The organism is Salinivibrio sharmensis (assembly GCF_001995985.1).
Lineage (GTDB): Bacteria > Pseudomonadota > Gammaproteobacteria > Enterobacterales > Vibrionaceae > Salinivibrio > Salinivibrio sharmensis.
On sequence record NZ_MUFC01000009.1, the window covers coordinates 89,389 to 113,507 of the forward strand.

At 49.5% G+C, this 24,119-nt stretch carries 23 protein-coding genes; 9 read left to right on the top strand and 14 right to left on the bottom strand.

What is annotated here, in order from left to right; translation table 11 throughout:
• Positions 1 to 47: 47 nt before the first annotated feature.
• The 8 genes from BZG74_RS10180 to BZG74_RS15705 all read right to left on the bottom strand — a co-directional run bounded on the left by BZG74_RS10180 (position 48) and on the right by BZG74_RS15705 (position 8,282).
• Positions 48 to 1,178, bottom strand: a complete 1,131-nt coding sequence (locus BZG74_RS10180; RefSeq protein ID WP_077772489.1) for a conjugal transfer protein TraF — start codon at positions 1,176 to 1,178, stop codon at positions 48 to 50.
• A gap of 124 nt (positions 1,179 to 1,302) precedes the next feature.
• Positions 1,303 to 2,217, bottom strand: a complete 915-nt coding sequence (locus tag BZG74_RS10185) for a DUF2861 family protein (RefSeq protein WP_077772490.1) — start codon at positions 2,215 to 2,217, stop codon at positions 1,303 to 1,305.
• Positions 2,217 to 2,882 (bottom strand): response regulator transcription factor, encoded by a 666-nt coding sequence (locus BZG74_RS10190; protein WP_046075870.1) that lies wholly within the window; start codon positions 2,880 to 2,882, stop codon positions 2,217 to 2,219. Before BZG74_RS10190 ends, BZG74_RS10185 begins: the two co-directional genes overlap by 1 nt.
• Positions 2,854 to 4,293, bottom strand: a complete 1,440-nt coding sequence (locus BZG74_RS10195) for an ATP-binding protein (protein WP_077772530.1) — start codon at positions 4,291 to 4,293, stop codon at positions 2,854 to 2,856. Before BZG74_RS10195 ends, BZG74_RS10190 begins: the two co-directional genes overlap by 29 nt.
• 141 nt (positions 4,294 to 4,434) lie before the next feature.
• Complete coding sequence (gene pntB / locus BZG74_RS10200; RefSeq protein WP_077772491.1) at positions 4,435 to 5,811, bottom strand: Re/Si-specific NAD(P)(+) transhydrogenase subunit beta; 1,377 nt, start codon at positions 5,809 to 5,811, stop codon at positions 4,435 to 4,437.
• Between the two features lie 9 nt (positions 5,812 to 5,820).
• A complete protein-coding gene (gene pntA, locus BZG74_RS10205) occupies positions 5,821 to 7,374 on the bottom strand; it encodes a Re/Si-specific NAD(P)(+) transhydrogenase subunit alpha (protein WP_077772492.1) in 1,554 nt (517 codons plus the stop codon).
• A 312-nt stretch (positions 7,375 to 7,686) separates the two neighbouring features.
• Positions 7,687 to 7,968, bottom strand: a complete 282-nt coding sequence (locus BZG74_RS10210) for an HlyU family transcriptional regulator (protein ID WP_077772493.1) — start codon at positions 7,966 to 7,968, stop codon at positions 7,687 to 7,689.
• A 140-nt stretch (positions 7,969 to 8,108) separates the two neighbouring features.
• Positions 8,109 to 8,282, bottom strand: a complete 174-nt coding sequence (locus BZG74_RS15705; protein ID WP_167369488.1) for a hypothetical protein — start codon at positions 8,280 to 8,282, stop codon at positions 8,109 to 8,111.
• Between the two features lie 347 nt (positions 8,283 to 8,629).
• On the opposite strand from BZG74_RS15705, the gene BZG74_RS10215 reads away from it, so the two are divergent.
• Positions 8,630 to 9,562, top strand: a complete 933-nt coding sequence (locus BZG74_RS10215; RefSeq protein WP_201247378.1) for a hypothetical protein — start codon at positions 8,630 to 8,632, stop codon at positions 9,560 to 9,562.
• A gap of 229 nt (positions 9,563 to 9,791) precedes the next feature.
• Here BZG74_RS10215 and BZG74_RS10220 read toward each other — a convergent pair whose 3' ends face one another.
• The gene (locus BZG74_RS10220) at positions 9,792 to 11,540 is read right to left on the bottom strand and encodes a bifunctional metallophosphatase/5'-nucleotidase (RefSeq protein ID WP_077772494.1); all 1,749 of its coding nucleotides are present in this window, start codon (positions 11,538 to 11,540) and stop codon (positions 9,792 to 9,794) included.
• A 116-nt stretch (positions 11,541 to 11,656) separates the two neighbouring features.
• Here BZG74_RS10220 and BZG74_RS10225 point away from each other — a divergent pair, with 116 nt between their 5' ends.
• On the top strand, positions 11,657 to 12,553 hold the full coding sequence (locus BZG74_RS10225) for an NAD(P)-dependent oxidoreductase (RefSeq protein ID WP_077772495.1): 897 nt from the start codon (positions 11,657 to 11,659) through the stop codon (positions 12,551 to 12,553).
• 330 nt (positions 12,554 to 12,883) lie between these two features.
• Complete coding sequence (gene ylqF, locus BZG74_RS10230) at positions 12,884 to 13,828, top strand: ribosome biogenesis GTPase YlqF (RefSeq protein WP_077772496.1); 945 nt, start codon at positions 12,884 to 12,886, stop codon at positions 13,826 to 13,828.
• A gap of 75 nt (positions 13,829 to 13,903) precedes the next feature.
• On the opposite strand, the gene BZG74_RS10235 is transcribed toward ylqF, so the two are convergent.
• The 3 genes from BZG74_RS10235 to nrdD all read right to left on the bottom strand — a co-directional run bounded on the left by BZG74_RS10235 (position 13,904) and on the right by nrdD (position 17,816).
• Positions 13,904 to 15,094, bottom strand: coding sequence for an amino acid aminotransferase (locus tag BZG74_RS10235; RefSeq protein ID WP_077772497.1), 1,191 nt, complete (start codon positions 15,092 to 15,094; stop codon positions 13,904 to 13,906).
• A gap of 74 nt (positions 15,095 to 15,168) precedes the next feature.
• Positions 15,169 to 15,666 (bottom strand): anaerobic ribonucleoside-triphosphate reductase-activating protein, encoded by a 498-nt coding sequence (nrdG, locus tag BZG74_RS10240; protein ID WP_077772498.1) that lies wholly within the window; start codon positions 15,664 to 15,666, stop codon positions 15,169 to 15,171.
• An 8-nt stretch (positions 15,667 to 15,674) separates the two neighbouring features.
• The gene (gene nrdD / locus BZG74_RS10245; protein WP_077772499.1) at positions 15,675 to 17,816 is read right to left on the bottom strand and encodes an anaerobic ribonucleoside-triphosphate reductase; all 2,142 of its coding nucleotides are present in this window, start codon (positions 17,814 to 17,816) and stop codon (positions 15,675 to 15,677) included.
• A gap of 351 nt (positions 17,817 to 18,167) precedes the next feature.
• On the opposite strand from nrdD, the gene BZG74_RS10250 reads away from it, so the two are divergent.
• From BZG74_RS10250 to BZG74_RS10260, 4 genes are all read left to right on the top strand, one after another.
• On the top strand, positions 18,168 to 19,019 hold the full coding sequence (locus tag BZG74_RS10250) for an endonuclease/exonuclease/phosphatase family protein (RefSeq protein ID WP_158020642.1): 852 nt from the start codon (positions 18,168 to 18,170) through the stop codon (positions 19,017 to 19,019).
• Positions 19,020 to 19,135: 116 nt separating this feature from the next.
• Positions 19,136 to 19,279 carry a hypothetical protein gene (locus BZG74_RS15610; protein WP_158020643.1) on the top strand — a complete coding sequence of 48 codons (144 nt, stop codon included), beginning with the start codon at positions 19,136 to 19,138 and terminating at the stop codon, positions 19,277 to 19,279.
• Between the two features lie 92 nt (positions 19,280 to 19,371).
• The gene (locus BZG74_RS10255; RefSeq protein WP_077772501.1) at positions 19,372 to 19,689 is read left to right on the top strand and encodes a hypothetical protein; all 318 of its coding nucleotides are present in this window, start codon (positions 19,372 to 19,374) and stop codon (positions 19,687 to 19,689) included.
• Positions 19,690 to 19,789: 100 nt separating this feature from the next.
• Positions 19,790 to 20,617: a DUF2797 domain-containing protein gene (locus BZG74_RS10260; RefSeq protein ID WP_077772502.1), complete on the top strand. Its 828-nt coding sequence runs from the start codon at positions 19,790 to 19,792 to the stop codon at positions 20,615 to 20,617.
• Between the two features lie 107 nt (positions 20,618 to 20,724).
• Here the strand turns inward: BZG74_RS10260 and BZG74_RS10265 are convergent, their stop codons facing one another.
• Both BZG74_RS10265 and BZG74_RS10270 read right to left on the bottom strand, forming a co-directional pair.
• Positions 20,725 to 20,949 carry a DUF3389 family protein gene (locus tag BZG74_RS10265; RefSeq protein ID WP_077772503.1) on the bottom strand — a complete coding sequence of 75 codons (225 nt, stop codon included), beginning with the start codon at positions 20,947 to 20,949 and terminating at the stop codon, positions 20,725 to 20,727.
• Entirely contained in the window at positions 20,949 to 21,401 is a 453-nt protein-coding gene (locus BZG74_RS10270) for a hotdog fold thioesterase (RefSeq protein ID WP_077772532.1), read from the bottom strand. Before BZG74_RS10270 ends, BZG74_RS10265 begins: the two co-directional genes overlap by 1 nt.
• 190 nt (positions 21,402 to 21,591) lie before the next feature.
• Here BZG74_RS10270 and BZG74_RS10275 point away from each other — a divergent pair, with 190 nt between their 5' ends.
• Together BZG74_RS10275 and BZG74_RS10280 are read left to right on the top strand one after the other, a co-directional pair.
• Positions 21,592 to 22,410 (top strand): M48 family metallopeptidase, encoded by an 819-nt coding sequence (locus tag BZG74_RS10275; protein ID WP_101494695.1) that lies wholly within the window; start codon positions 21,592 to 21,594, stop codon positions 22,408 to 22,410.
• Positions 22,411 to 22,554: 144 nt separating this feature from the next.
• Positions 22,555 to 24,105, top strand: a complete 1,551-nt coding sequence (locus BZG74_RS10280) for a diguanylate cyclase domain-containing protein (protein ID WP_162274014.1) — start codon at positions 22,555 to 22,557, stop codon at positions 24,103 to 24,105.
• Positions 24,106 to 24,119: the final 14 nt, after the last annotated feature.

The following is a 24,119-nucleotide window of genomic DNA, read 5'->3' on the forward strand; positions in this document are numbered from 1 at the left end:
AGGCCATTTTAGGGCCTGCCTTTTCATTTGTCATCCCAAATGCAGCGTTAGAACGTAAACGCCAGCTGTGCCGAGCCCCCATAGCTGTTGCTATCGATAATGCTGGCAGCAATATCGAAGTTAGCGACACCAAAGGGAGATAAGCCTAAGCCGAGCGTAAACGCATTATCGACGTTATCTTCAAGGTCTGCACGGTAACCAGTACGTAACTGCGCATGGCCAAAGGCATCAAATTCTGCGCCAACGCGGAAAAACTGGGTGTCATCATCCACATCCAAGGAACCTTTGAAACCTTTCTTCTTGTTCAGATCCAAGTCTGCCGCCAAGGTGACAAAGTCAGACACAAACGCCGAGCCAAGCGTAAACTGTGGCCCTACCTCATAGGTAAAGCTGTGACCCGTTGTACTACTTGTCACTGTGTCCACATCGTTACTGATCAGGTTTTTACCGGCTAAGCCGACGCGATAAGGACCTGTCTGCCACACCGCCCCAACATCAATATTAAAAGTGTTATCTTCCTCACGGTAACGACTATCATTCCAGTCATCGGTATCATAATCATCAACCGAGACACCATAGTTATAGGTATTGAACCGTTGTAGTTTAGGCGTCAAACCCACGGCTACACGTTGTCCAGCCAGTTCTAGATTAGTGGCCAGCGCAACGCCCAATTCACTGATACCGGCGGCAATGATCGTCGCATTTGAATTGGGCTTGGAGGTGAGGCCAAAGTCACTGGGGTCGATATCAGGTAACACCGCGCCTTCAATTAGCCCCAATGTATAAAGAGTGGCAGAGACAGAGCCTGTGGGAATCCCCACCGCCGCGCCTATACCGGCATCCAGATACGCTTTATCACCTTGCACCGCTCGTAATGATTGTTCAATTTGATTGGCATCGTTAGTATCATAGGCGTCTGCCACATCACCGAGTCCATCGACGAGTTCATCGGGATCACGTACCTCAGCGCCGAGATAAGGCACGAGGACACCAAACGCGCTCTCCGGATCGAGCGCCGCCAGTGCAGGATTATGAAAGCCAGCAGAGAGATAGTCGCCCGATGCCACGCCCACTCCGCCCATGGCATTGCCACGCGCATCGGTTGGATTGGTCGCGGCCATCACACTGGCAGAGCACGTGGCTAACGCTAGAACAAGCGCTTTTGTTTTAAAGGTCATTGCGTTACCCTTATGTTTTGACTTGCTATTTAACACGCGATTGTATAGGTAAAAGTGAATAATTAGACCGACCTCACTAAAAAAGTGTGAACTTTATCAAATTAACTACAACGATAATGTCTATTTATTCGTCACCTTGTTTGTCAGAGTCACTCGGCGCTATCCTATTTAAAGCACCAGGCTCCAAGTCCGGTAAATCAATCGCACGCCCGATACGTTGCACTTCTTCTATCGATAACGCGCCTTGCCAGCGACGCTCAATCAAGGCAACACTGAACCAATACTGTCCATTGGGTACATCCAGCATGGGTAACTGAGTCGGCAGTCGTTTGTGCTTCTCTGCCGACCAAATCGGTGCGCCATCAGTTTGGTTTTGCGGATAAAGATTAAGCGTCAAAAAAGGACGCTGACAGGTTGAGTTAAAATCATCAAAAGGTGCAATATGCCAACTGCGAGTGTCTTTCCAACTTAGCGTTTGCCGCGGCTGAGGTTGGGTCATCAACAGCCAGCTAGACCAGGTATCCCCCTCCACTGATTCCGCGGTTAACTGATAAAGCCCTTCAGAAACCGGCTCTGATAGCCCATCTTTCACAAGACGCCAGCGATGTTGTTGCTCAGCGGCTAATTCGTCACTGATGACAACCTCATCTGGCCATTTTTTCAATGTAAAAGCCTCAACGCCAGGCTGCGACTCTCCCGCCACTTGGACGCGATAATAAACGCGACTGGTAGTCTGCACCGTTTCTCGACGAATGGAGACATTATTCAGCCAATCTGGCAATGTCTGACGACTCAAACTGCGGCCACAATCTTCAGTAATAGCCAGTGCCAATAACTGAGCCAGATGATCCTGACGCGACGCTGAAAGGCTAGGCTGTTGCCAAGCCTCAATCATCGATTCGATACTGGCCGCGGTTTTCCCCTCCAACAGGCGCTGATGGGCACTGGTTAATGCATCATTGCCATCAAACCATGCTGCATGCACGCCACTTGCAGTCAAAATCGTCAGTAATGTTCCAGAAACGACCCACTTTTTCATCATGCTTTCATACGGTAGCCAACGCCACGCAATGTTTCGATATTGACCGAAGGTAGCTTTTGCCGCAACTGTAATATGTGGGTATCCACGGTGCGAGTGGTAGGATAATGGTTATAGCCCCACACTTGATCCAATAGTTCATCACGCGTAAATACCCGTCCCGCATTCTTGGCCAAAAAGTGTAAAAGGTCGAACTCAGTTCGTGTCAAAGTCATCTCTTCTTCGCCACAAAATACCGCTCGGCTCGCGGTATCAATACGCACATCATTGATAATGAGGTCATCGCTTGAGACCTCTACCTCGCCCACGGGATGACGAAGGTGCACACGCACACGCGCGAGCAGCTCTGCTTCGGCAAAAGGTTTGGTGATATAATCAGTGGCTCCCGAATCCAAGCCGCCAACACGATCGCGTACCGAGACCATGGCTGTCAGTAAAATCACAGGAATAGTTTTAAGCTTATTCCAATCCGCTAGCCACTCAATTGAATCTCCTTCTGGCAATTGGCGGTCGAGGATCACGAGATCAGCATCTCTCCATAATTCGGCCACTTTTGTCGCGTTCTCTGCATATAAGCAGCGGTAGCCTGCTTGTTCCAAGCTTGCCAGTAACCCGTCAGCCAGGTTGGCATCATCTTCAACCAGAAGTAACGTCGCTTGCGTCACAATGAATCTCCAAAGTAAATGTGGTGGGTGGGCCAGATAGAATTAACTTCCCCCCCATTCGCTCAATCATGGATTCTACAATCGTCAGCCCCAGTCCAAGTCCACTTTGGCTGACAAACGGTTTACGTATATGTTTCCAGTCCTTGGCCGTCAGTTCCCCTTGATCGCGTATCGCGATCGTAAAACGATCCTCAAACACGTGAGCATGAACATCGACAGGTGCTACGCCATATTTGACCGCATTAGCAATCAAATTGTTCAATGATGTTGTTAACCAATAAACATTCGCTCGCACCGCCCCATCTTGGCTTACGTGTAACGTAACTTGGTGTTCATCGCAAATATAACCCAACCACTCTTCAACAGACGGAATTGTCTCTTTACTGAGAGGCTTCTGGTTGGATTGTAAATAATCTTTACTTGCCTCCGCCAATTGTTTTAGACGTCGCGAATCCTCGCAAAGCCGGCGAAATTCTTCATAAAAATCATCGGGTAAACTATCAAATTTGCGCCGAAAGCCCTCCACTGTCATGGATAAGCTAGCAATCGGGGTACGAAGCTCATGAGTGAGGATTTGCAACACCAGCATACGCTCTTGCATCAAACGGCGCTGGACTGTCCAGCGGTTAAACGCCCATCCTCCCAGCGCCACAAGGTTGATGACGATTAACGCCCCCACTAAGTAAGGCCAATAACTGGGCGCTTTTTCTTCGTTCCAACACAGATTACCCACGCGTGCCAAGCAAAAATCTTGCGCTCCTCGTGGTGTGACGGTTAGGTCAAATTCGGCAAGCAACGGCTGCCATTGCGACGCTTTGTACAAATGATAGTAGCTGCCAACACGCACCCACATTTCATTTTGGCTCATCAGCGACTTAGCGCCACTGTTCAAGGCATCCACGGCGTCGGATTCCATGCGCTGTAAACGACCCAATAGACTATCGGCTTCCGCCTGAGGGCGTTCCTGTATATGAAAAAAGCGCATGAGTTCACTGCGGCGCTCAGGAAACTGCTCGGCATATTTTGCCGCATAGCTACCACCGCCAGGATGAATAAAACCCGATCGAGAAAACCATGCCACAGGGAGCTGGGTGTTATTACACATCGCTCGCGTGAACACCAACGGCTCTGTCACTTGCGGATTAACTGGCCAAGGCCCTTGACACTTTTGGGCGGCTTGATACAGGCGGCGGATGTCTTTTAACGGGTATTTAGCACTCTGCGGCAGCAAACTCTCTGGGCTTAGCAATACACGTGGAAACGCTCGGTTAATGCCGATCAGGTTATAGCGAGCGATAGGATCGGCAAGCAATAACTGCGCGCGAAAGGCAGTCATCTGCTCTGAAAATGTACTTGCCGCCAACGATGGCCAGCCAGTTAGTGTGAGAATGATTAGCAGCAGAATTCGCATGGTCGCAAGCTTACCATCGATTTTTATCAAAATGTCAGTACCGTGTAAGTTCCATCATCGGACGTTGACTCGATAACACCAAACAAAAAAGAGCCAGTCGAAACTGGCTCTTTACCACAGCGTATCAAGCATTAGGGCTAATTATAGCGCTTTAAAAATCGCTTCTACACTTTGTTTCGCGTCACCGAACAACATGCTGCTATTGTCTTTAAAGAACAGCGGGTTTTGCACCCCGGCATAACCTGTGTTCATTGAGCGCTTAAACACCACAACATTTTTGGCATTCCAAACCTCAAGGACCGGCATGCCTGCAATCGGACTCGATGGGTCGTCTGTGGCCGCTGGGTTAACAGTGTCGTTAGCACCGATCACCAGAACCGTGTCGGTTTCAGGAAAATCATCATTAATTTCATCCATTTCCAATACGATGTCATACGGGACTTTCGCCTCCGCCAACAACACGTTCATGTGACCAGGCAAACGGCCTGCTACAGGGTGTATCGCAAAGCGAACCTCAACGCCCATGCTACGCAGTTTTTCTGTCACCTCGTACACAGGATACTGCGCCTGCGCGACCGCCATCCCGTAACCAGGCGCGATGACCACACTGTTTGAGTCTTTGAGCATTTCAGCCACGTCTTCAGCGGTGCTCTCACGGTACTCACCGACTTCATCATCACCCGAAGATGCGGCACCATCGGAGCCAAAGCCACCGGCGATAACACTAATGAAAGAGCGGTTCATCGCTTTACACATGATGTAAGACAGAATCGCACCCGACGACCCGACTAAGGCACCGGTGACAATCAACAGATCGTTCGCTAGCATAAAGCCAGCAGCCGCAGCCGCCCAGCCTGAATAGGAGTTGAGCATCGATACCACCACAGGCATGTCTGCACCACCAATCGAGGCTACCAGGTGATAACCAAACGCTAACGCAATCACGGTCACAATCAGCAGTGCCGCCGTTGAACCTTCTGCGTTGACAAAGCTGATTAGCAACAGGAACGACACAACCACAGCGGCCAAGTTAAGCTTGTGGCGATGTGGCAACATCAGCGCCTTGGAAGAAATCACCCCACGTAGCTTACCAAAGGCGACAATCGAGCCGGTGAAAGTAATCGCACCGATAAAGACACCGAGGAAAATCTCAACCAAATGGATATTCAACATCGCACCGGTTAATGGTGGATGGTCAATATAGGTATTAAAACCCACGAGTACCGCAGCCAGACCCACAAAACTGTGCAGCATTGCCACCAGCTCGGGCATTTCGGTCATTTCCACGCGTTTTGCATAATAAATACCGATCGCGCCACCAATGACCATGGCTAGAATAATCCAGCCCACACCTTGTACTTCTGGCCCCCAGATGGTCGCAACCAATGCGATCGCCATCCCGGTAATCCCGTAATAGTTACCTGCGCGTGCTGACTCTTGCTTTGATAGCCCAGCCAAACTGAGAATAAAACAAAGCGCAGCGACAATATACGCAGCTTGTACCAATCCTTCAGACATTGTTTCTCCTTACCCTTTACGGAACATTTCAAGCATGCGCTTTGTAACTGTAAAGCCGCCAAATATATTGATGCTGGCGATCAACACGGCAATGAAAGCAAGGAAGGTTACAAAGCCAATGCCTTGTCCTACCTGCAATAAGGCCCCAACGATGATGATGCCTGAGATCGCATTGGTAACGGACATCAGCGGGGTATGCAGCGCGTGAGTAACATTCCATACCACGTAGTAGCCCACCACACAGGCCAGTACGAAAACGGTAAAGTGTGAGAGGAATTCACTGGGAGCGTAGTTCGCCAGCCAACCAAACGCACCGGCCGCCGCGGCCATCAGGCCATATTTGGTGGCACGAGAGGTTTTTTTAGCTTCCGGCTTCGCAGCAGGTTCCGCTTTGGGCTCAGCTTTAGGTTGCGCGGAGACTTGAATCGGTGGCGCCGGCCAGGTGACCTCACCCTCTTTGATCACGGTAACGCCACGCACAACTACATCGTCAAAGTCGATGTTGATGCTGCCATCTTTTTCTTTACACAGCAGCTTGGTGAGGTTGACTAGGTTAGTCGCATAAAGCTGTGACGATTGGGTTGGCAAACGGCCCACCATGTCGGTGTAGCCGATCACTTTCACGCCATTGGGCGTGGTGATCACTTGGTCTTTTTCTGTGTACTCGCAGTTACCGCCATTGGCTGCTGCCAAATCAACAATTACACTGCCCGGCTTCATGCTGTCGACCATTTCCTTGGTGATCAGTTTCGGTGCCGGCTTCCCTGGGATGAGCGCGGTTGTGATAATAATATCAACATCTTCAGCCTGCTGCGCATACAGCTTTTCCGCCGCCTTATTAAACTCATCAGACATTTCTTTGGCATATCCATCGCCACTACCTGAGTTGTCTTGTTTAAAATCGGCTTCTAAAAACTCGGCGCCCATGCTCTCGACTTGTTCTTTTACTTCAGGGCGAACATCAAAAGCACGAACAATCGCCCCTAAGCTACCGGCTGCACCAATTGCCGCCAGCCCGGCAACGCCGGCCCCCGCAACAAACACTTTCGCAGGCGGCACTTTACCCGCCGCGGTTATTTGTCCGGTAAAGAAGCGTCCAAATTCGTGCGCCGCTTCCACCACTGCCCGATAACCGGCGATGTTCGCCATCGAACTTAGCGCATCCAATGACTGCGCTCGTGAAATACGTGGAACCGCATCCATGGCCATCACGTTCACGTTCTGCGCTGACAGACGCTCGAGTAATTCTTCGTTTTGAGCGGGCCAAATAAAGCTCACCAAGGTGGTACCTGATTGCAGCAATGCCACTTCATCTTGGCCAGTTTCTTCAATCACGCCTGGTGCATTAACTTTAAAGATGATGTCAGACTGCCAGGCAGCGTCTGTATCAACAATGCTCGCCCCAGCTTGTTCGTACGCAGTGTCTTCAAAGCTTGCTTTTTCGCCTGCTCCCTTCTCTACTACGACGTCAAAACCGAGCTTGATAAGCTGCTCAACCGACTTAGGTGTCGCAGCTACCCTCGTTTCATTAACGAGCCTCTCTTTTGGAACACCAATCTGCATAGCTATTCCCTGAATGTTGGCTTATAAGAAATTTTTTTGGTTATCACAGGCGCTAAAACCGCGGCCTGAAATAGGTTCACTGACAAAAATAAGCATTCCAAGCGGTTTTATTCGCTTATCACACTGTTGCGGTCTGTTGTCAGTGTTTCGTGCTTAGCAACGCAACAGTGTTAACTTAACGAGTTTATTCCTTAATCACCACAGGGCGAGGATCGCTATTGGGGCATAAATGTGATCTGGGCTACACTTTATCCGAATTAATTGCTCATATTTATGCATTATTTTTGCTATCGCGCGATTCGTTGACGCCCCTCAATCAAATAGTCGATCACCGTTTTGATCAATCATCATTTTTGCTTTTGTGACCATCAAGCTGTTGGCATCTTCCTGACTTCCCAGCAAATCTGAGCGAATAAACGTATGGGTGAGCACTTTGCCATCAAGTGATTTGCAAATACGGCCACTAACACGATATTGCCCGTTTTCGGCGGTCGATTCAGGATAAATTAAATAGCCTTGGTATTCTGTCGGGGTGACTGACGCCTGTGATTGTTTGTCGCTTCCCTTAGAAAACAGTGCAGAGAACCATCCCATCTTTTGTACTCCTCAATTGATCGCATTCGTCGGCTGGTGAGCCACTTATTTTAAGTTAACGCTTGAGGACGATTAAACCATAAAAAAAACGCCACATCTCGGTGATGTGGCGTTTCGTGTTCTATCCGTTTTAAGTCGTCTTATCGGTTTATACCAATATCACGCTGCAAATGTGCCGGTAAACGACTGGCATCATAAGCGGGAGCGTGCGTGCTGCGAGTAAACAGCACATCCATGGCGTGAGCGATCAGTCCTTTGATTGTTACCGCGTAAGATCGACGAGAACGGGGCATATTAACCGTTGCAGTCGTCATAAGATCCTCGCTTTGTTGTCTTAATCACTCGCCGCAAATTATAAGGTGCTGCCCCGAGATTTAAACTGATGAAAATTAAACCAGTGGATTAGTTTTTCTAATCTAAAGTGCTTGCCGGTTATCACGTATTCATTATGTTAAGTTGCAGTAAAATAAGCTAATCACTTACCTGACATACAAACCATCAATGAATTCAGTTTGTCTGTTTGAATTCACTGCTCGCTCCCTTATCCTGTCTGACTTTTTATACGACACAGTGTATTAATCATTGAAAAGACTATTTTTCACTCGATTAGTTGTGTAAACCTGATAACATCGTGATTACACATGTGACCAAGGTGTTGACCATGCTCGCGTTTCTCGCCAAACATTCAGCGTTGTGTCTTTTTATTGCCGCATTGATTGGCTTTGCCTTTCCGAGCGTCTCGTTAGCCTTATTTCCGTTTTTACCTTATGTACTATTCGCCTTGATGCTGTTTACTCTACTTGGCATTCATCAAGGCCTATTAGTGAAAGCGTTAGCTCAGTGGCAGGTCTGGGTGTACGCATTGGTTCACTCAGTGCTACTTACCGTACTCACTTGTTCTCTCGCGTGGCTACTCGGCGCGTCTGCACCTTTGTTGCTTGCAATCAGTGGAATTTGCGCCACTGGGTCTTTGTTTGCAACGCCAGCTATCATTCGTTCTTTGGGGATGGATGCGCTCATCGCCATGGCCTATACCATTGCTTCAACGTTGCTGATGCCCGTGGTCTTGTTTATTAATCTCACGGTGCTATCCGGTGACTCATTTTCACTGGATCTGCAAAGCTATGCCGTGCGATTGGTGATCTTCATTTTTGGTCCCATGCTGTTTGCCGCGCTTTTTCACGCGCTGATCAAACCAGAAAAACTCAAACGCATTCACAGCAAACTGTCACAGTTTACGATTGTGCTGGTATTCAGTTTTCCTTTGGGTCTGGTCGGTCCATTCGGGGCAATGTGGCAAAACGATTCTGGCTATGCGTTAGAACTTTTAGCCATTTCAGTTGCAATTTGCATACTTTTTTTCATCATTGCGTATGGGCTATATCGCAAACGGGGGCGGGAGGCGAGCATGATCGCCGCGGTGTCGGCGGTCAATCGGAATGTACTGCTAACGTACACCGTTGCCGGTGCCGCGCTCGGGCCGGCATTTCTGCCATTAATCGGCGCGATACAGCTGCCAATCTATTTACAACCGTTGTTAGTGCGTTGGGGAACCCGGCTCAAACAGGTTCCCCCGCAATCCGCGGATCAGTAAATGGGTTAAATGACCGGCACAAAGTAGACAATCGATGCCCAAGCCACCAACCAAAAACTGATCAAGCCGATATCAAACCAGTCACGTTTTTCCATAACCCCTCACCTTTCGATAGTGTGTCGAACAATTCAGGTTCACTCTTTGTATCGACAATCTTGTCAAAAACTTAAACGGCAATTGTCTGCCGTCAACACCAAGTTCACTATCAATAAGCAAGGGGTAGGCCAAGTTATTCTCCCCAACAGTTTTTCATCTCACCGGGTGTTGGGAGATAACACACTAAAGGCGCTGTGGGCAGTGATAAAACCGGCTGCTGACGTGCATAGTGAATAAAGCACTCTGCCATTGAAAGGCCAATAGAGCGACGTTCACCGGTTTGAATAGCATCGTACCCTTCTTTTCCTTGCGCGGTATAAGATGACGACACACCCGTGTATTGTCGCTCATCATCCATGGCTATCCAGTGATTGCCGCGCTTTATCTCCAGTTGCGTTACTCGCATGCCCATCGGCTGCCACGCTTCGTAGCGATAGCGTATATCGGCGCAATACGGAAAACTGCCCGAGCCAAGGCCGATGACACCATTATCAGTGGCATTATTGATCGCCCCTTCTATTGCACAACGTATTTGTGCGCCGGTTACCTGGTAGGCGATCACGTCGATAGCAAACGGTAACAACGCGCCTGCAATTAAAGCGGCCGAGAGTGGCCCGGCGTTTAAACTGACTCTCACGCCACCTGCATTATGAATAGCAAAATCGGCTTCAATCCCTTGCTCACGCGCGGCCCACAGAAAGCTTTCTGTCACCAATGGGGCCACTTCACTGCCCCCCTCGCTGTCAGGCACACGCACATGACGGAGTCGTTGCGGCACATGTGTGACAATGTCACTTTCTAGTTGCGCCACATGGGGACGGTAGGTCCGCTGTATATACTGCTTCAACGCGAGATCACTGGGTAAAATCAATACATTGTCTTGTCGGTTGAGATAGGCTCTCACTGCTTGATACGAGCCTTCGGTCAATTGCTGCTCCCGCGAGGCATCCATCGCAAGGCTGCGACCGAGCAACAAGTAGTTTTGGCCATCAAAGGCAGCTGGTCGACCGTTTTCATCAATAGATAACGTAAACCGTCCAATGGCTTGCGCATGGCAGCCCGCTTGCACAATCCAGGTATCGTTGACTTTATAGCCGTAGGGATCTTCTTTCGCCAAACCAAGGTTTTGAAAATCGCCTTGCAACACATGGGTATGGCCTCCCACAATCACATCAATCCCCTTGACCGCAGCCGCTAACTCCTTGTCTTTGTCATAACCCAAATGACTCAACAAAATAATGGTGTTCACGCCTTGTTGACGCAAAAAAGCCACGGTGTTTTCGGCGATGCGTGTTGCCGGCAAGAAAGGGGTATCGGGATCAGGGTGTGCCAATGCGGCCATTTGCTCGACCGCCAAACTAAAGATGCCCACTTTGTGCCCGGCATAGGTTTTGATGAGTGTACTCGCACGCTCCTCCGGAGCAATGTATGGCAGTAAAGCAGGCTTATCACTGACGCGCTTATCCTTGTCTTTTGATTCATCCGCCACATGCCAATTACCCGCAAGCAATGGGAATTGAATATCATCAAGAAAGTCGGCCACGGGTCCATTCCCTTGGTCAAGCTCGTGATTACCAATCGCCATCGCATCAATGCCGAGTCGATTCAGCAAATCTGCATTCGCTTTACCTTTGAATAGTGAGTAATACAGAGTCCCTTGAAAGCAATCCCCAGCATGTAAAAAAAGGAAGGCATGATCATCCTGCTTAGCCTGCTCGCGAAAATGTGATACCGCAGATGCAATGCGTGCGAACCCGCCGCTATTGGCATAAACCGGTGTCGCCTTGTCGTCCAGGTTCAGTGAGACAGGGGTGGACTCAAAGTGAGAGTGGGTGTCGTTAATATGCGCGATCGTTAACGAGAAAGGTTGTCGTGCTGTCATAATTATCCGTGCCACAACACAAAAGAAGATGATACAAGCTTATCATCGACAAATACAACAAAGGTTAAGTTTCTGATAAATTAACCCCAAATTAACGACAAGGAAGCAAGATAACCATGCAACTCAACAATACCAAGGTAGCCTTTATTGGCCTAGGCGTGATGGGCTTTCCAATGGCCGGGCACCTTCAACGCCACGGCTACCCAACTCGCGTCTATAACCGCACCACCCGCAAAGCCGAAGCGTGGTGCGACACCTATTCAGGCACATATGGAATGACGCCCGCCGAAGCTGTGGCTGATGCTGATATCGTCTTTATGTGCGTGGGAAACGATGATGACGTACGCAGTGTGGTGTATGGCGATATTGGTGTGTTAGCCAATATGAAAAAAGGCAGTACGCTGGTCGATCACACCACCACCTCTGCCGAGCTAGCCCTTGAGTTGGCACAAGTATGCGAGCGTCAAGGCCTGAGCTTTCTCGATGCCCCCGTCTCAGGCGGCCAAGCCGGTGCGGAAAAAGGCGCACTCACCATTATGGTCGGTGGCAACCCGACTGTGTTCAGTGACGTTGAACCAGTAATGAACGTCTATGCCAGCGCCATCCAGCATATAGGCCCGCATGGCAGTGGCCAGCGCTGTAAAATGGCCAATCAAATATGTATTGCCGGTGTCTTACAAGGCTTATCCGAGGCACTCACCTTCGCGCAATCCGCTGATCTCGATATCGAAAAGATGATCAATGCCATTAAGCATGGTGCCGCAGGCTCTTGGCAAATGGAAAATCGTGCTTTGACCATGGCGGAAGACAGGTTTGACTTTGGCTTTGCGATTGATTGGATGCGTAAAGATCTGGGCTTTTGTTTAGAAGAAGCCACCAAGTTAGGCGTGGGGCTTCCCTTAACCGAGCAAGTGGATCAACAATACAACAAGTTACAAGCGCGCGGCTATGGTCGTTGTGACACCTCGGTCCTGATCAAGCAGTTTGATACAGATACCAAACCATCTTCATAAACCTGACCCACAAAGCGGCAATCCTCGGCACCTGAGGCCGAGGAAAGGCTAAACAAGGTGTATACTAAAGTTAACCAATAAGGAGGGTTGCAATGACAGCTATCTATGTAATCTGCGTCATCGCCATGATGATTGGCCTGTTCACCTTATACGCACCTTCTATTGAAAAATGGTGTGATAAGCAGTTGAGTACGGGAAAGAAAGATAAGTAACTATTCAAGGCTGCCCTCGCTTTTCTCATCCCTCTGATTAAGTGGTATGATGCGCGCCATTATCGCGCCACTGACTGGTATCGTGTTGGCGCATTAGCATCAGCAAGGTTGTACAAACATGGTTAACAACAAGATCCAGTGGTTTCCTGGGCATATGCATAAAGCGCGCAAGGAGATCGAAGAAGTCATCCCTAAGATCGACGTGATCATCGAAGTGATCGACGCGCGTATTCCGTTTAGTAGCGAAAATCCCCTGATCCGCACGCTGCGTGGCGAAAAGCCGGTGATCAAAGTCCTAAATAAACGCGATCTGGCCGATCCGGCGATGACCGAGGTGTGGATGGCGCACCTAGAAAAAGAGCAAGGCGTATCAGCGATGGCAATCACTACTTCGCACCAGCATGAAGTGAACCAAATTATGGACCGCTGCCGTGCTCTCGCTCCGCATCGCGAAACCATGGGGAAAAACATTCGCTCAATGATCATGGGGATCCCCAACGTCGGGAAGTCCACCATCATTAATAGCCTTGCCGGCCGAGTGATTGCAAAAACCGGCAACCAACCCGCGGTGACGCGCCAGCAACAGCGGATCAACCTGCAAAATGGCGTGGTGCTTTCCGATACCCCGGGGATTTTGTGGCCAAAGGTAGAAAACCCACACAGCGGCTTCCGCCTCGCGGCAACCGGCGCCGTGAAAGACACGGCAATGGATTATGACGAAGTCGCCTTTTATACCGTGGAATACTTGGCTAGCGCCTACCCCGAGCGGCTAAAAGAACGCTATCAACTTGATGCGTTACCCGAAACAGATATTGAGTTGATGGAAGCGATTGGTGCCAAGCGCGGTTGTCTGCGTGCGGGTGGACGGGTTGACTTGCATAAAGCCTCAGAAGTGCTGTTGCACGACTTACGCGCCGGTGCGTTAGGTGGCCTCACTTTAGAGAAACCGGACATGATTGAAACCGAGCTAGTGCAGGTTGAAGAAGACAACGCCCGCCGAGAGCAAGAAAAAGCCGCTAAAAAAGAGGCGCGCCGCAAGCGGTACCTCAAAAACAAACGGTGATGTAAAAATTAAGGATGAAAAAAGGGGCGCAATGCCCCTTTTTTTTCCGTCTCGACCCGTCGCGCGCGACGACAGTTAGCCGTTGCGCGTCACATCCACCAGCGCATCGGCCAGTTTATCAATGTGACGCTCAGCCAAGCCAGCAATATTAATCCGGCTATCACCCACTGCGTACACGCCATGTCGGTCTCGTAGCTGATTCACCTGATCAACCGTTAATCCGAGGACAGAGAACATACCACGGTGGTGCTGAATAAAGTCAAAATAACCATCGCCGGTACGGTCGCGCAGTGCTGCTGTTAACCCTTCACGTAATGTATTGATCCGAGTGTTCATCGCTTCAATTTCATCACGCCACTGTTTGGTGAGGACATCGTCGGTGAGGATGGTTTCAACAATCGCGGCACCATGATCAGGCGGCATGGTATAGGTGCTTCGCGCAAGCTGAAGGATACGACCTTTTGCGTTTTGTGCTTCTTTGGCGGACTTACCCACCACAATCGCCGCCCCTGTACGCTCACGATAGAGACCAAAGCTCTTTGAGCAAGACGTGGCAATGAGCATCTCTTCAACGTTATCGGCAAGAATACGTAAACCACGCGCATCTTCCTCTACCCCATCACCGAAGCCCTGGTAGGCAATATCAACAAACGGTGTAAAGCCATTACGGTTAGCAAGCTCGGTAATCGCTTCCCATTCTTTCAGGCTGATATCTGCCCCGGTTGGGTTATGACAACAACCGTGTAGCAAGACCACATCGTCAGCACCGGCCTGTGACAAGGCGTTAAGCATCGCATCGGTATCCACCATTTTGGTGTCGCGATTAAAGTAGGGATAGAATTTTACCGTCAGGCCTGCCGCTTCCATGACAGGTTTGTGATTCACATAGCTAGGATCAGTCAGCCACACAGTGGTCACCGGCTTAGCCAAGTTCATCAAATCGGCCAGCATACGCAGCGCACCACTTGCGCCTGGTGTTTGTACCGCAGCGCAGCGATCATAGGCATCTGTCCCTTTGAGCAGAAGATCGACCATGGCTTGGTTGAAATTTTCATTACCTGCCAGCCCAACATAGGCTTTGGTTTGTTGGTTTTGTGCCAGTGATTGTTGCGCCGCTTTAACCGCTTGCATGATCGGCGTTTGACCGTGACTGTCACGATAAACGCCAATGCCCAAGTCCATTTTATGCTCGCGTGGATCGTCACGATACGCCAATGACAAGGAGAGAATCGGATCCTGCTGAGCAGGCGAGAGCAGATCTAACATAGTATTACGTCCTTTTAAGCTTGGATGCTCAAGATACGCTATACCCTACCCCATGCGGGAAAATTGGCAACCTCTCAACAGTGATTCTCTTGCCCTTTTCGCGCACGCTCGGACAGAAAGTGTACGCATTGGTTGGCACTTCCACGCCACACCAAGTTGGGGTCTGCTTCGTCTTGGATATATTTTCCATCAATCAGTACATCGACATACGCAATAACATCTCGCTGTTTTGACGACAATTCTGCCAATGTATAGCCTGTCCACAGCCAAATGTCTTTGCTCGGCGCGCGGCTGACCACCTCTTGTAACAATTTTTTTACGTCGTCAAGATTAGCAGGGTGAAGCGGCTCACCACCGCTTAATGATAACCCTCGTCGCGGGATCCGAGAATCGAGTAAGTCTTGAACAATCTGCTCTTGCATCAGATCGGTGAAAGGATGGCCGCTCTTCAGCGGCCAGGTGGCTTTGTTGTAACAACCACGGCATTGATGTTCACACCCCGATACAAACAAGGTACAACGTGTGCCGGGCCCGTTGACCACATCAACGGGAAGGTATTGGTGATAATTCACGCTTCCCCCTACATGTGCTTCACACGGCGAATCACTTCTTGTTGTTTGCCCGGATTAAAAGGCCGCGTATCTGGGCTTCCTAAATAACCGCATACCCGCCGTGTCACCGACACACGTGCCGGATCATGATTGCCACAAGCCGGACAGGTAAAGCCTTTGCTCGTACAATCAAACTCGCCGGTAAACCCGCACTCGTAGCACTCGTCTATGGGCGTGTTGGTTCCGTAATAAGGCACGCGATCGTAGCTGTAGTCCCAGACATTTTCGAGCGCTTCGATATTGTGCTGCATGTTTGGGTATTCGCCGTAGCAAATAAAGCCGCCGTTGGCCAAGCGCGGGTAATCCATCTCAAAGTCAATTTTATCGTAAGGGGTGACCTGCTTTTCTACATCTAAATGAAAACTGTTGGTGTAATAGCCTTTGTCCGTCACACCCTCAATCACGCCAAATGCTTGTGTATCGAGTTGGCAAAAGCGGCTGCATAAGTTTTCACTTGGAGTACTGTACAAACTAAACCCGTAACCCGTTTCATCTTTCCAACACTCAGTAGCATCGTGTAGATAAGCAACAATCGCCTTAGCTTTCTTCTGTTTTACCGCGCTGTCATAGATGTGTGGCGTGTTGCCGTACAGCGCGTTGACGGTCTCGTGTAAGCCAATATAGCCTAACGAAATAGACGCGCGCCCGTGTTTAAAAATCTCACTGACATCATCATCTGGTTTCAAACGAATACCACATGCGCCTTCCATATAAAGAATCGGCGCCACGCGCGCTTTCACCCCTTTAAAACGAGCAATCCGGGTATCAAGTGCTTGGCGAGCTATATTTAGTGTCGCATCAAGACGCGCATAGAATTCTTCTTCATCCCCTTCCGCTTCAATGGCCAAACGCGGCAGGTTTACACTAACAACCCCTAAATTGTTTCGCCCTTCATGCACCAGTGCGCCGTCTTCTTCATAGGCGCTTAAAAAACTTCGACACCCCATTGGTGTTTTGAAAGACCCCGTGACTGATACCACTTGGTCATAGTTAAGAATATCGGGGTACATACGCTTAGACGCGCATTCGAGCGCCAATTGCTTGATATCGTAATTGGGGTCATCGGGCTGCCGATTTAATCCCTCTCGGATACAGAATACGAGTTTTGGGAATACCGCTGTTTTACGATTTTCGCCCAGGCCCGCAATGCGGTTGGCTAAAATAGCACGTTGCACCGCACGCGCCGCCCAGGACTCACCGAGGCCCAAGCCAAAGGTCACAAAAGGAGTCTGCCCATTGGCGGTATGTAAGGTGTTAACCTCATACTCCAACGATTGAAAGGCATCAAAACACTCTTTGTCGGCGCGCGCACGCGCATACGCTTCGGGCTCCTTAATTGCCCACTCACGCGCGACCAGCAAGTGCTTTTGATAACTGGCTTCCACATAGGGTGCCAGCACTTCATCAATGCGGTTAATCGTGGTGCCACCGTATATATGGCTGGCCACTTGTGCGATGATTTGTGCGGTCACCGCGGTCGCGGTTGAGATAGATTTGGGCGGCGCAATTTCCGCATTACCCATCTTAAAGCCTTTTTGCAACATGCCCGCCAAATCAATCAGCATGCAGTTAAACATTGGGAAGAAAGGCGAATAGTCCAAATCATGATAGTGAATTTCACCTGACTCATGGGCTCTTACCACCGCACTGGGCAGCATATGTAGCTTGGCATAGTGTTTGGCCACAATCCCCGCAAGCAAGTCGCGTTGCGTCGGGATCACTTTACTGTCTTTGTTGGCGTTTTCGTGCAGTAGCTCGGTGTTGGTTTGTCCTACCAGCCCTTGTACTTCGTGGTTCAGGCGACCACGGCGCTCACGAGCAATGTCTCTATCATGACGGTACTCAATATAGGCACGTGCCACCGCTTTGTGCGGCCCAGCCATCAGTACATCCTCAACGGCATATTGGATATGATCGATATCCACTTCGGCATCATCGGTAAACTGTGTCGCAATGGTATCGGCTAACTGTCGAATCTCATTGTCACTCAGTTGACATTGCTCAGCATCACGCATCGATTGCGCCGACTCACGCGCACAAGTCACCGCCTGGACGATTCGATCTGCATCAAATGGGACGCGTGTTCCATCGCGCTTAATTACCGCTGGCATATGCCCTCCACACCATATATAGGATACACAATAGACTAAAAACACAAGATGTGGCATTAGATAGCAATTAAGGGATCCATTGTGTTGACACAGATCATCGAAGTCTCGAATAACCACCGCGACGCGAACTAAATGCCTATCTATGCCGCAAACTGACTGATCTTTGTTGTGATGGTTATCAGTTAAAATCAAAGACTGTCCGCAAACTGCTACAATGCTCCACTGAAGGCGTAACATTTCCAGTAGGATCACAGTGGAACGCGTAATAATGAGGTATCCACCATCGTACTTCGAGTTTTAAGTCTGCTCGTGCTTGTCGGGGTATTTTCAGCCCCTAGTTATGGACTGACAGTGGCAACATGGAATTTTGAGTGGCTGACCTTAAAAGACGATCAGCGTGCAGGCATTCGCCATCAAGATGATTATCAACAGCTTTCGTCGATCTTTGTTCAACTCGCCCCCGATGTATTGGCTTTTCAAGAGGCTGATAGCCCTGAGGCGCTGGCACGTGTCGTTCCCACAGAGGATTATACGGTCTATTTTTCCGACCGCTATGCAGAACTTAAAGCACGAGCCCAAAGCCAGCAACTCACCGGGATTGCCGTACGCAAAGGTTGGAAGGTGGAAGATCCCAAGGATCTGCGTCAAATCGCACTACCGGGCTTTTTTGGTGTTCCATCGCTGCGGTATGGCACCTATGTTGTGGTCACACCGCCGGGTCAAGAACCGGTTCATATGCTGTCGGTGCATCTTAAGTCCGGCTGTTTTAAGCAAGCTCAAGCCTCACGAAGCTGCGCAAAGCTACGCAAGCAATTCAGTGTGTTAGCCGATTGGGTGCGTGAACATGGTGATAAAAACATCCTCATTGCTGGCGACTTCAATCGCTATATCAGTGACAAACAGGATCCCTATTGGCAACAATTTCGCCAAACCCTCCTTGAAAATACCTCCACCCCAACAGATATTGTTAATGTCACTCAAAGTGTGCGTGCACGGTGCAAAGCGAGGCGCTATAACTGGCGCACCCAGACGTGGAATCAAGTGATGTATAGCCGTTTGGTCGATCATATTTTGGTGTCTGAATACTTGGCATCTCAGTGGCAATATAGTTATCAACACCATTTTGCTTATCACAAGGTGATGAATTATCGACTGAGCGATCACTGCCCGGTAGTGACGACCTTTAAAGCCAATGAGCGCTAAAAGCGATTGACCTACCCAAAAGATTGCGAGAGGCTAGCGTACTGTCATGGTGATGACAGAAAGGGTCGTTAGCCTCCTATCTCATAAGGGCGTTTCAGATTACCCTAGGAGAAAAAATGGATATTTTACAACATCAAGTGATCCCAACCGATGACGATTTATTAGCAGATTACCTCGGCGATACAGGCGCACATCCTCAGCCAGATGCGCTGTGTCACAATGACGTATTCAGCGACGACATCGAGGACGCCACACGATAGGCATCGATGCTGCGTTTCTAACATCACGCTGACAACCACACTCTCGTGCCGTAGTAGGTTGTTAGTACATTCACCCACATACCTGATGCACTATGAAAAAACGTCTTTCTACTGCGCTATTTGTTCTTTCTTTTTTATCATTCCACGCCTCTGCCGCGCCTGAACTTATCGCCAAATCCACACTCGATTTTGGCGACTTTGAAGAAACTACCAACGTGGAGATACAAGGTGATATTCAAGAAGATGTTTTGCGCTTAGCCGAGCGCGGGGTGCAAAAAGAACAAGCGGATTATTTCGTGATTGATCAGGTTAGCGAAGACACTAAAAACGATCTTCTCGTCGTATCGGTAACCCTATACCGTGAACGCACCACTGACACACAAAAAAGCATAGAAGCGCGTCTAGGCTAATCTCGTTCTGTAACAGGCAGGTTGTCGCTTGCCTGTTTTCCTCTCTGCCTTACTCCGCTCTCTCCCATTTGCTACACTTGCCGCTCTTAATAAAACTAGAATGAGCAATGCCGTGATTGGAACCTTAGATAAGATGCGCACAGAAGCCGGCGCAGAGGTACAATACTTTCTGCGTGTCGGTGACGAAGAGCTGCATCTCAACCCTCTTCTTGGACAAACACTAACCCTGACCCACACTGGCAATATCTTTTGCGATGCCTGTGGGCGAAAAACCAAGAAAAGCTATTCGCAAGGTCACTGCTACCCTTGCATGAAAAAACTCGCGCGCTGCGATATGTGCATAATGAAGCCGGAAACCTGCCACTATGCGCAAGGAACCTGTCGCGAGCCCGAGTGGGGAGAACAATTTTGTATGACCGATCATATTGTTTATCTTGCCAACACATCGGGATTGAAAGTAGGCATTACTCGCGCCAACCAAATGCCAACACGTTGGCATGATCAAGGGGCGACGCAAGCTCTCCCTTTGTTTCGGGTTAAGACTCGCCACATATCAGGATTAGTTGAAGTGGCAATCGCACAACATGTGGCGGATAAAACCAATTGGCGTGCTCTTTTAAAAGGCGATAATGGTCAGCTTGATCTCCACGCTGAAGCGACGCGTCTGACCCAAGCCATTGAGTCAGAGCTCGCTGATATTCGCCTACAGTATGGTAGCGATGCTGTTTTGCCTGCCGAGCTGGACGCCCTGAGCTTTAGTTACCCTGTCACTGAACACCCTACCAAGATAAACTCACACAATTTTGATAAAAATCCGGAAGTGGGTGGAGTGTTGCAAGGCATTAAAGGTCAGTATCTGATATTTGATACAGGCGTGATCAACGTGCGTAAGTTTACCAGCTACGAAATCAGTGCGTCGCACAGTTAACCGCGCGCCCAGTCCGCCACCCACCGTGCAAGTGATGATTAACACTTGCACGGTGCATCTTTCTCGCGACCTACACAGGACGATACTGTCTGTTCGTTTCAGTCAGCTTATTGCGGTTGGATACCCGTAATATCTGAGATCAGCGCGATATGCTGTGCACTTAACGGCAGTGACCAACGCACGTCACCGGCATCAGCCACCAGCACATTGGCGTCGGCGATAATCTGTAGCGAGTCAGATTGAACCTGCATGCTCAATTTCATTGCGGGCAATTTGATCACCACCTCATGGGCGGTCACGATCAACTTGCCCTGCTCGATATCAACCACCATTAAGCGCGTTCCTCCAAAGACTTATCGGCGCGTTTATCGCTGAGCACCGCCATCGTAAGTCGGCTCACGCACACATCCCGGCCTCGTTCATCTTGGATGGTGATATTCCACACCTGTGTTGTCGCTCCGAGATGTATAGGGCTTGCCACACCGGTGACCGTGCCTTCTCGCATCGCACGCAGGTGATTTGCATTGATGTCTAACCCAACGCAATATTTTCCTTCTGGTACACACATGTTTGCCGCCAAGGAGCCCAGTGTTTCAGCAAGTACAACTGACGCCCCACCATGGAGCATGCCAAGCGGCTGATGAGTATGCGGGGCAACCGGCATGGTGCCCGTTAAGCTGTTATCGTCAAATGCGGTGTATTCAATACCCAAATGCGCGACCAATGTATTGGCTGAAGAGGCATTTAACCCCACTAATGACATATCTTTTTTCCAAATACTCACAATACTCTCACCCATTGCTACTTGTCCCGATGGAAAGAAAGTCGCTACACGAAACAGTGACGATCACACCGCGCCTAACGCTGCCTGCTCGCACCAGTAGACGTTAAGCCAAGAAGCCAGTACATTAGCACTCTGATATCTTTGCTTATATTCACTGCGACTGTGGCGCAAAACGATACAGGAAATGACCATGCTACGCACTGTTAAAACAGTCATTCTGTCCTTGTGTATGACGGCTACCCTCTCATCATGCTCTCACTCACCGACGGGACGAAACCAGCTGTTGCTCTTTTCCGGTGATGAGATGGCGAACCTCGGACAACGCTCGTTTGAAGAGATGAAACAGTCACAACCTATCAGCGACGACAAAGCCATCAACGCCTACGTTCAATGCGTCACTCACGCGATTTTAAAAGTGGTTCCCCCACAAGCTGACGTCTCAGAATGGGAAGTGGTGGTATTCGACAGTGATCAAGTCAACGCCTTTGCGCTTCCCGGCGGCAAAATCGGCGTTTATACCGGACTGCTCGATGTGGCACAAACGCCCGATCAATTGGCTGCGGTGATCGGTCACGAAATTGGGCACGTCCTCGCCGATCACAGTAATGAGCGCTTATCCCGCTCACAGCTCACGGCTTTAGGGCTGACCATCACCGGCATCACTCTTTCTGATAACCCCTATGGCGATATCGCCCTCGCAGGGCTTGGGCTTGGCGTCCAAGTGGGGATACTGCTTCCTTACAACCGCGCTCAAGAATCAGAATCCGACAAGATTGGTCTGCAGCTAATGCATCAAGCAGGATTTGACCCAAGCGCCAGCGTTACCTTGTGGCAAAATATGGCAAAAGCGTCCAAAGGCGCGCCGCCGGAGTTGCTTTCAACCCATCCATCACCCGATACGCGTATTATTGCGTTACAAACAGGTGTCAATCAACTGCCTAACGTGCCCCATCGCTTGACGTCGTCGTGCCCTCGACCGCCATCACAGAAACAGAGTAAAAACATTTAAATAACATAGTGAGCATCATCACAAAGCCTTCATACAAACAAGGACAAAGCGTCGTCGCGTGAGAACAGCTCGTCGCCGTCACACAAAAACTTCACCTATATGTTACGCTTAAGTTTTGATTGGGGACGAGTGACGACACGCGTGATGAAGCCGTTTTTCATCTTATTTTTTTTTATACTGCAGGTGCCGTTTGCGTTCGCAACGACACAAGAGTCAAACGATCTTTTCGAACAGCTATTTGAAGAACATGCACTAGTCATGCTTCTCCTTGACCCAGATACCGGTGAAATCAAAGCCGCCAACCCAGCAGCTAGTGACTTTTACGGCTATTCACGGCAGACGCTGACCCAAATGAATATCGCCAGCATTAATGCCCTGCCCCCTGATGCCGTCGCTGAAGAACGTAAGCTGGCGGCATTAGAGGATCGAAACTATTTCGTTTTTAGCCATATATTATCGGACGGCACGACCAAAACCGTAAGGGTATCCTCGATACCCATTATCTACCGCGATGAACCAACCCTTTTTTCAATTATCACCGATATCAGTGATTATCGAGCCACACAGGCATCACTGTGGCACTATCAAAACCGGCTCGAGCAAATGGTGGCACAACAGACCGAGCAAATCGCCACGCAAAAAAATCACCAACTGATTATTACATCCTTGATTATCATTGTGCTCGGTGCAGGGCTCGCGACAATGTGGTTTGTTCTCACTAAATCACGACGTACCGAATATGAGCTGCAATTGGAGCGTAAACGCCTAGATGAAATAATCCGCGGCACCCATGTCGGCACTTGGGAGTGGCATATTCCTAGCGGAGAACTGGTTATCAACGAGCGCTGGGCAGAAATTTTAGGGTATCAAAAACACGAGCTGATACCTGCCTCATTTGAAACCTGGAAAAAGCTTTGCCATAGCGAAGACTTTGCGCACGCGTCTAAAGAAATTGATGCCGCCTTTAACGACTCCAATCCTTTTTATGAATGTGAATTTCGCATGCTACATAAAGATGGGTTTTGGGTTTGGATCTTGGCCAAGGGTAAAATCATGGAGTGGGATCGCGACCAAAACCCAATTCGCATGGCGGGCACGCACCAAGATATCAACGAAACCAAGCGGCTTTACCTTCAGTTTGAGCATATGGCGCATACCGACACCCTGACAGGCGCGCTTAACCGCGTTTCCTTTAATCAGCGTGCGGATATTGTGCTGGCGCAAGCACGTCAGCAAGGCGCACATTTTGCCCTACTGTTTATCGACCTCGACGGCTTTAAGAAAATAAACGATACCTATGGCCATGACGCTGGAGACAGTGTGTTAGTGGAAACGACTAAGCGGATGGGCCAAAGCATCCGTAACTCAGACACCCTCGCTCGCCTGGGCGGCGACGAATTCGCGGTGATTTTAGAGTATACCAGCCACTCAGAAGACGCAGCACGCGTCGCTGAGAAAATTATCTCGAGTCTCAATCAGCCATTTGCAATAGATGACCAGCAACACGCACACCTTTCCGCCAGCATCGGCATCGCTTGCTATCCAGATCATGGAGAATCGGTCGAACAGCTGCTCAATTGCTCAGATGCCGCCATGTATTATGCGAAGAAATCGCTAAAAGGCGGCACTTATGCCGTCTGTGACCCTGATAATCATGCAACCACGAGTAACAACCGCGGGAAACAATCACTCTAGATACTCACGGTTGG

Bases quoted from the DNA above. Each gene is read 5' to 3' on its own strand.
- BZG74_RS10180 (WP_077772489.1), bottom strand. From the start codon at position 1,178: ATGACCTTTAAAACAAAAGCGCTTGTTCTAGCGTTAGCCACGTGCTCT.
- BZG74_RS10185 (WP_077772490.1), bottom strand. From the start codon at position 2,217: ATGAAAAAGTGGGTCGTTTCTGGAACATTACTGACGATTTTGACTGCA.
- BZG74_RS10195 (WP_077772530.1), bottom strand. From the start codon at position 4,293: ATGCGAATTCTGCTGCTAATCATTCTCACACTAACTGGCTGGCCATCG.
- pntB (WP_077772491.1), bottom strand. From the start codon at position 5,811: ATGTCTGAAGGATTGGTACAAGCTGCGTATATTGTCGCTGCGCTTTGT.
- pntA (WP_077772492.1), bottom strand. From the start codon at position 7,374: ATGCAGATTGGTGTTCCAAAAGAGAGGCTCGTTAATGAAACGAGGGTA.
- BZG74_RS10210 (WP_077772493.1), bottom strand. From the start codon at position 7,968: ATGGGATGGTTCTCTGCACTGTTTTCTAAGGGAAGCGACAAACAATCA.
- BZG74_RS15705 (WP_167369488.1), bottom strand. From the start codon at position 8,282: ATGACGACTGCAACGGTTAATATGCCCCGTTCTCGTCGATCTTACGCG.
- BZG74_RS10215 (WP_201247378.1), top strand. From the start codon at position 8,630: ATGCTCGCGTTTCTCGCCAAACATTCAGCGTTGTGTCTTTTTATTGCC.
- BZG74_RS10220 (WP_077772494.1), bottom strand. From the start codon at position 11,540: ATGACAGCACGACAACCTTTCTCGTTAACGATCGCGCATATTAACGAC.
- BZG74_RS10225 (WP_077772495.1), top strand. From the start codon at position 11,657: ATGCAACTCAACAATACCAAGGTAGCCTTTATTGGCCTAGGCGTGATG.
- ylqF (WP_077772496.1), top strand. From the start codon at position 12,884: ATGGTTAACAACAAGATCCAGTGGTTTCCTGGGCATATGCATAAAGCG.
- BZG74_RS10235 (WP_077772497.1), bottom strand. From the start codon at position 15,094: ATGTTAGATCTGCTCTCGCCTGCTCAGCAGGATCCGATTCTCTCCTTG.
- nrdD (WP_077772499.1), bottom strand. From the start codon at position 17,816: ATGCCAGCGGTAATTAAGCGCGATGGAACACGCGTCCCATTTGATGCA.
- BZG74_RS15610 (WP_158020643.1), top strand. From the start codon at position 19,136: ATGGATATTTTACAACATCAAGTGATCCCAACCGATGACGATTTATTA.
- BZG74_RS10255 (WP_077772501.1), top strand. From the start codon at position 19,372: ATGAAAAAACGTCTTTCTACTGCGCTATTTGTTCTTTCTTTTTTATCA.
- BZG74_RS10260 (WP_077772502.1), top strand. From the start codon at position 19,790: ATGAGCAATGCCGTGATTGGAACCTTAGATAAGATGCGCACAGAAGCC.
- BZG74_RS10265 (WP_077772503.1), bottom strand. From the start codon at position 20,949: ATGGTGGTTGATATCGAGCAGGGCAAGTTGATCGTGACCGCCCATGAG.
- BZG74_RS10275 (WP_101494695.1), top strand. From the start codon at position 21,592: ATGCTACGCACTGTTAAAACAGTCATTCTGTCCTTGTGTATGACGGCT.
- BZG74_RS10280 (WP_162274014.1), top strand. From the start codon at position 22,555: ATGAAGCCGTTTTTCATCTTATTTTTTTTTATACTGCAGGTGCCGTTT.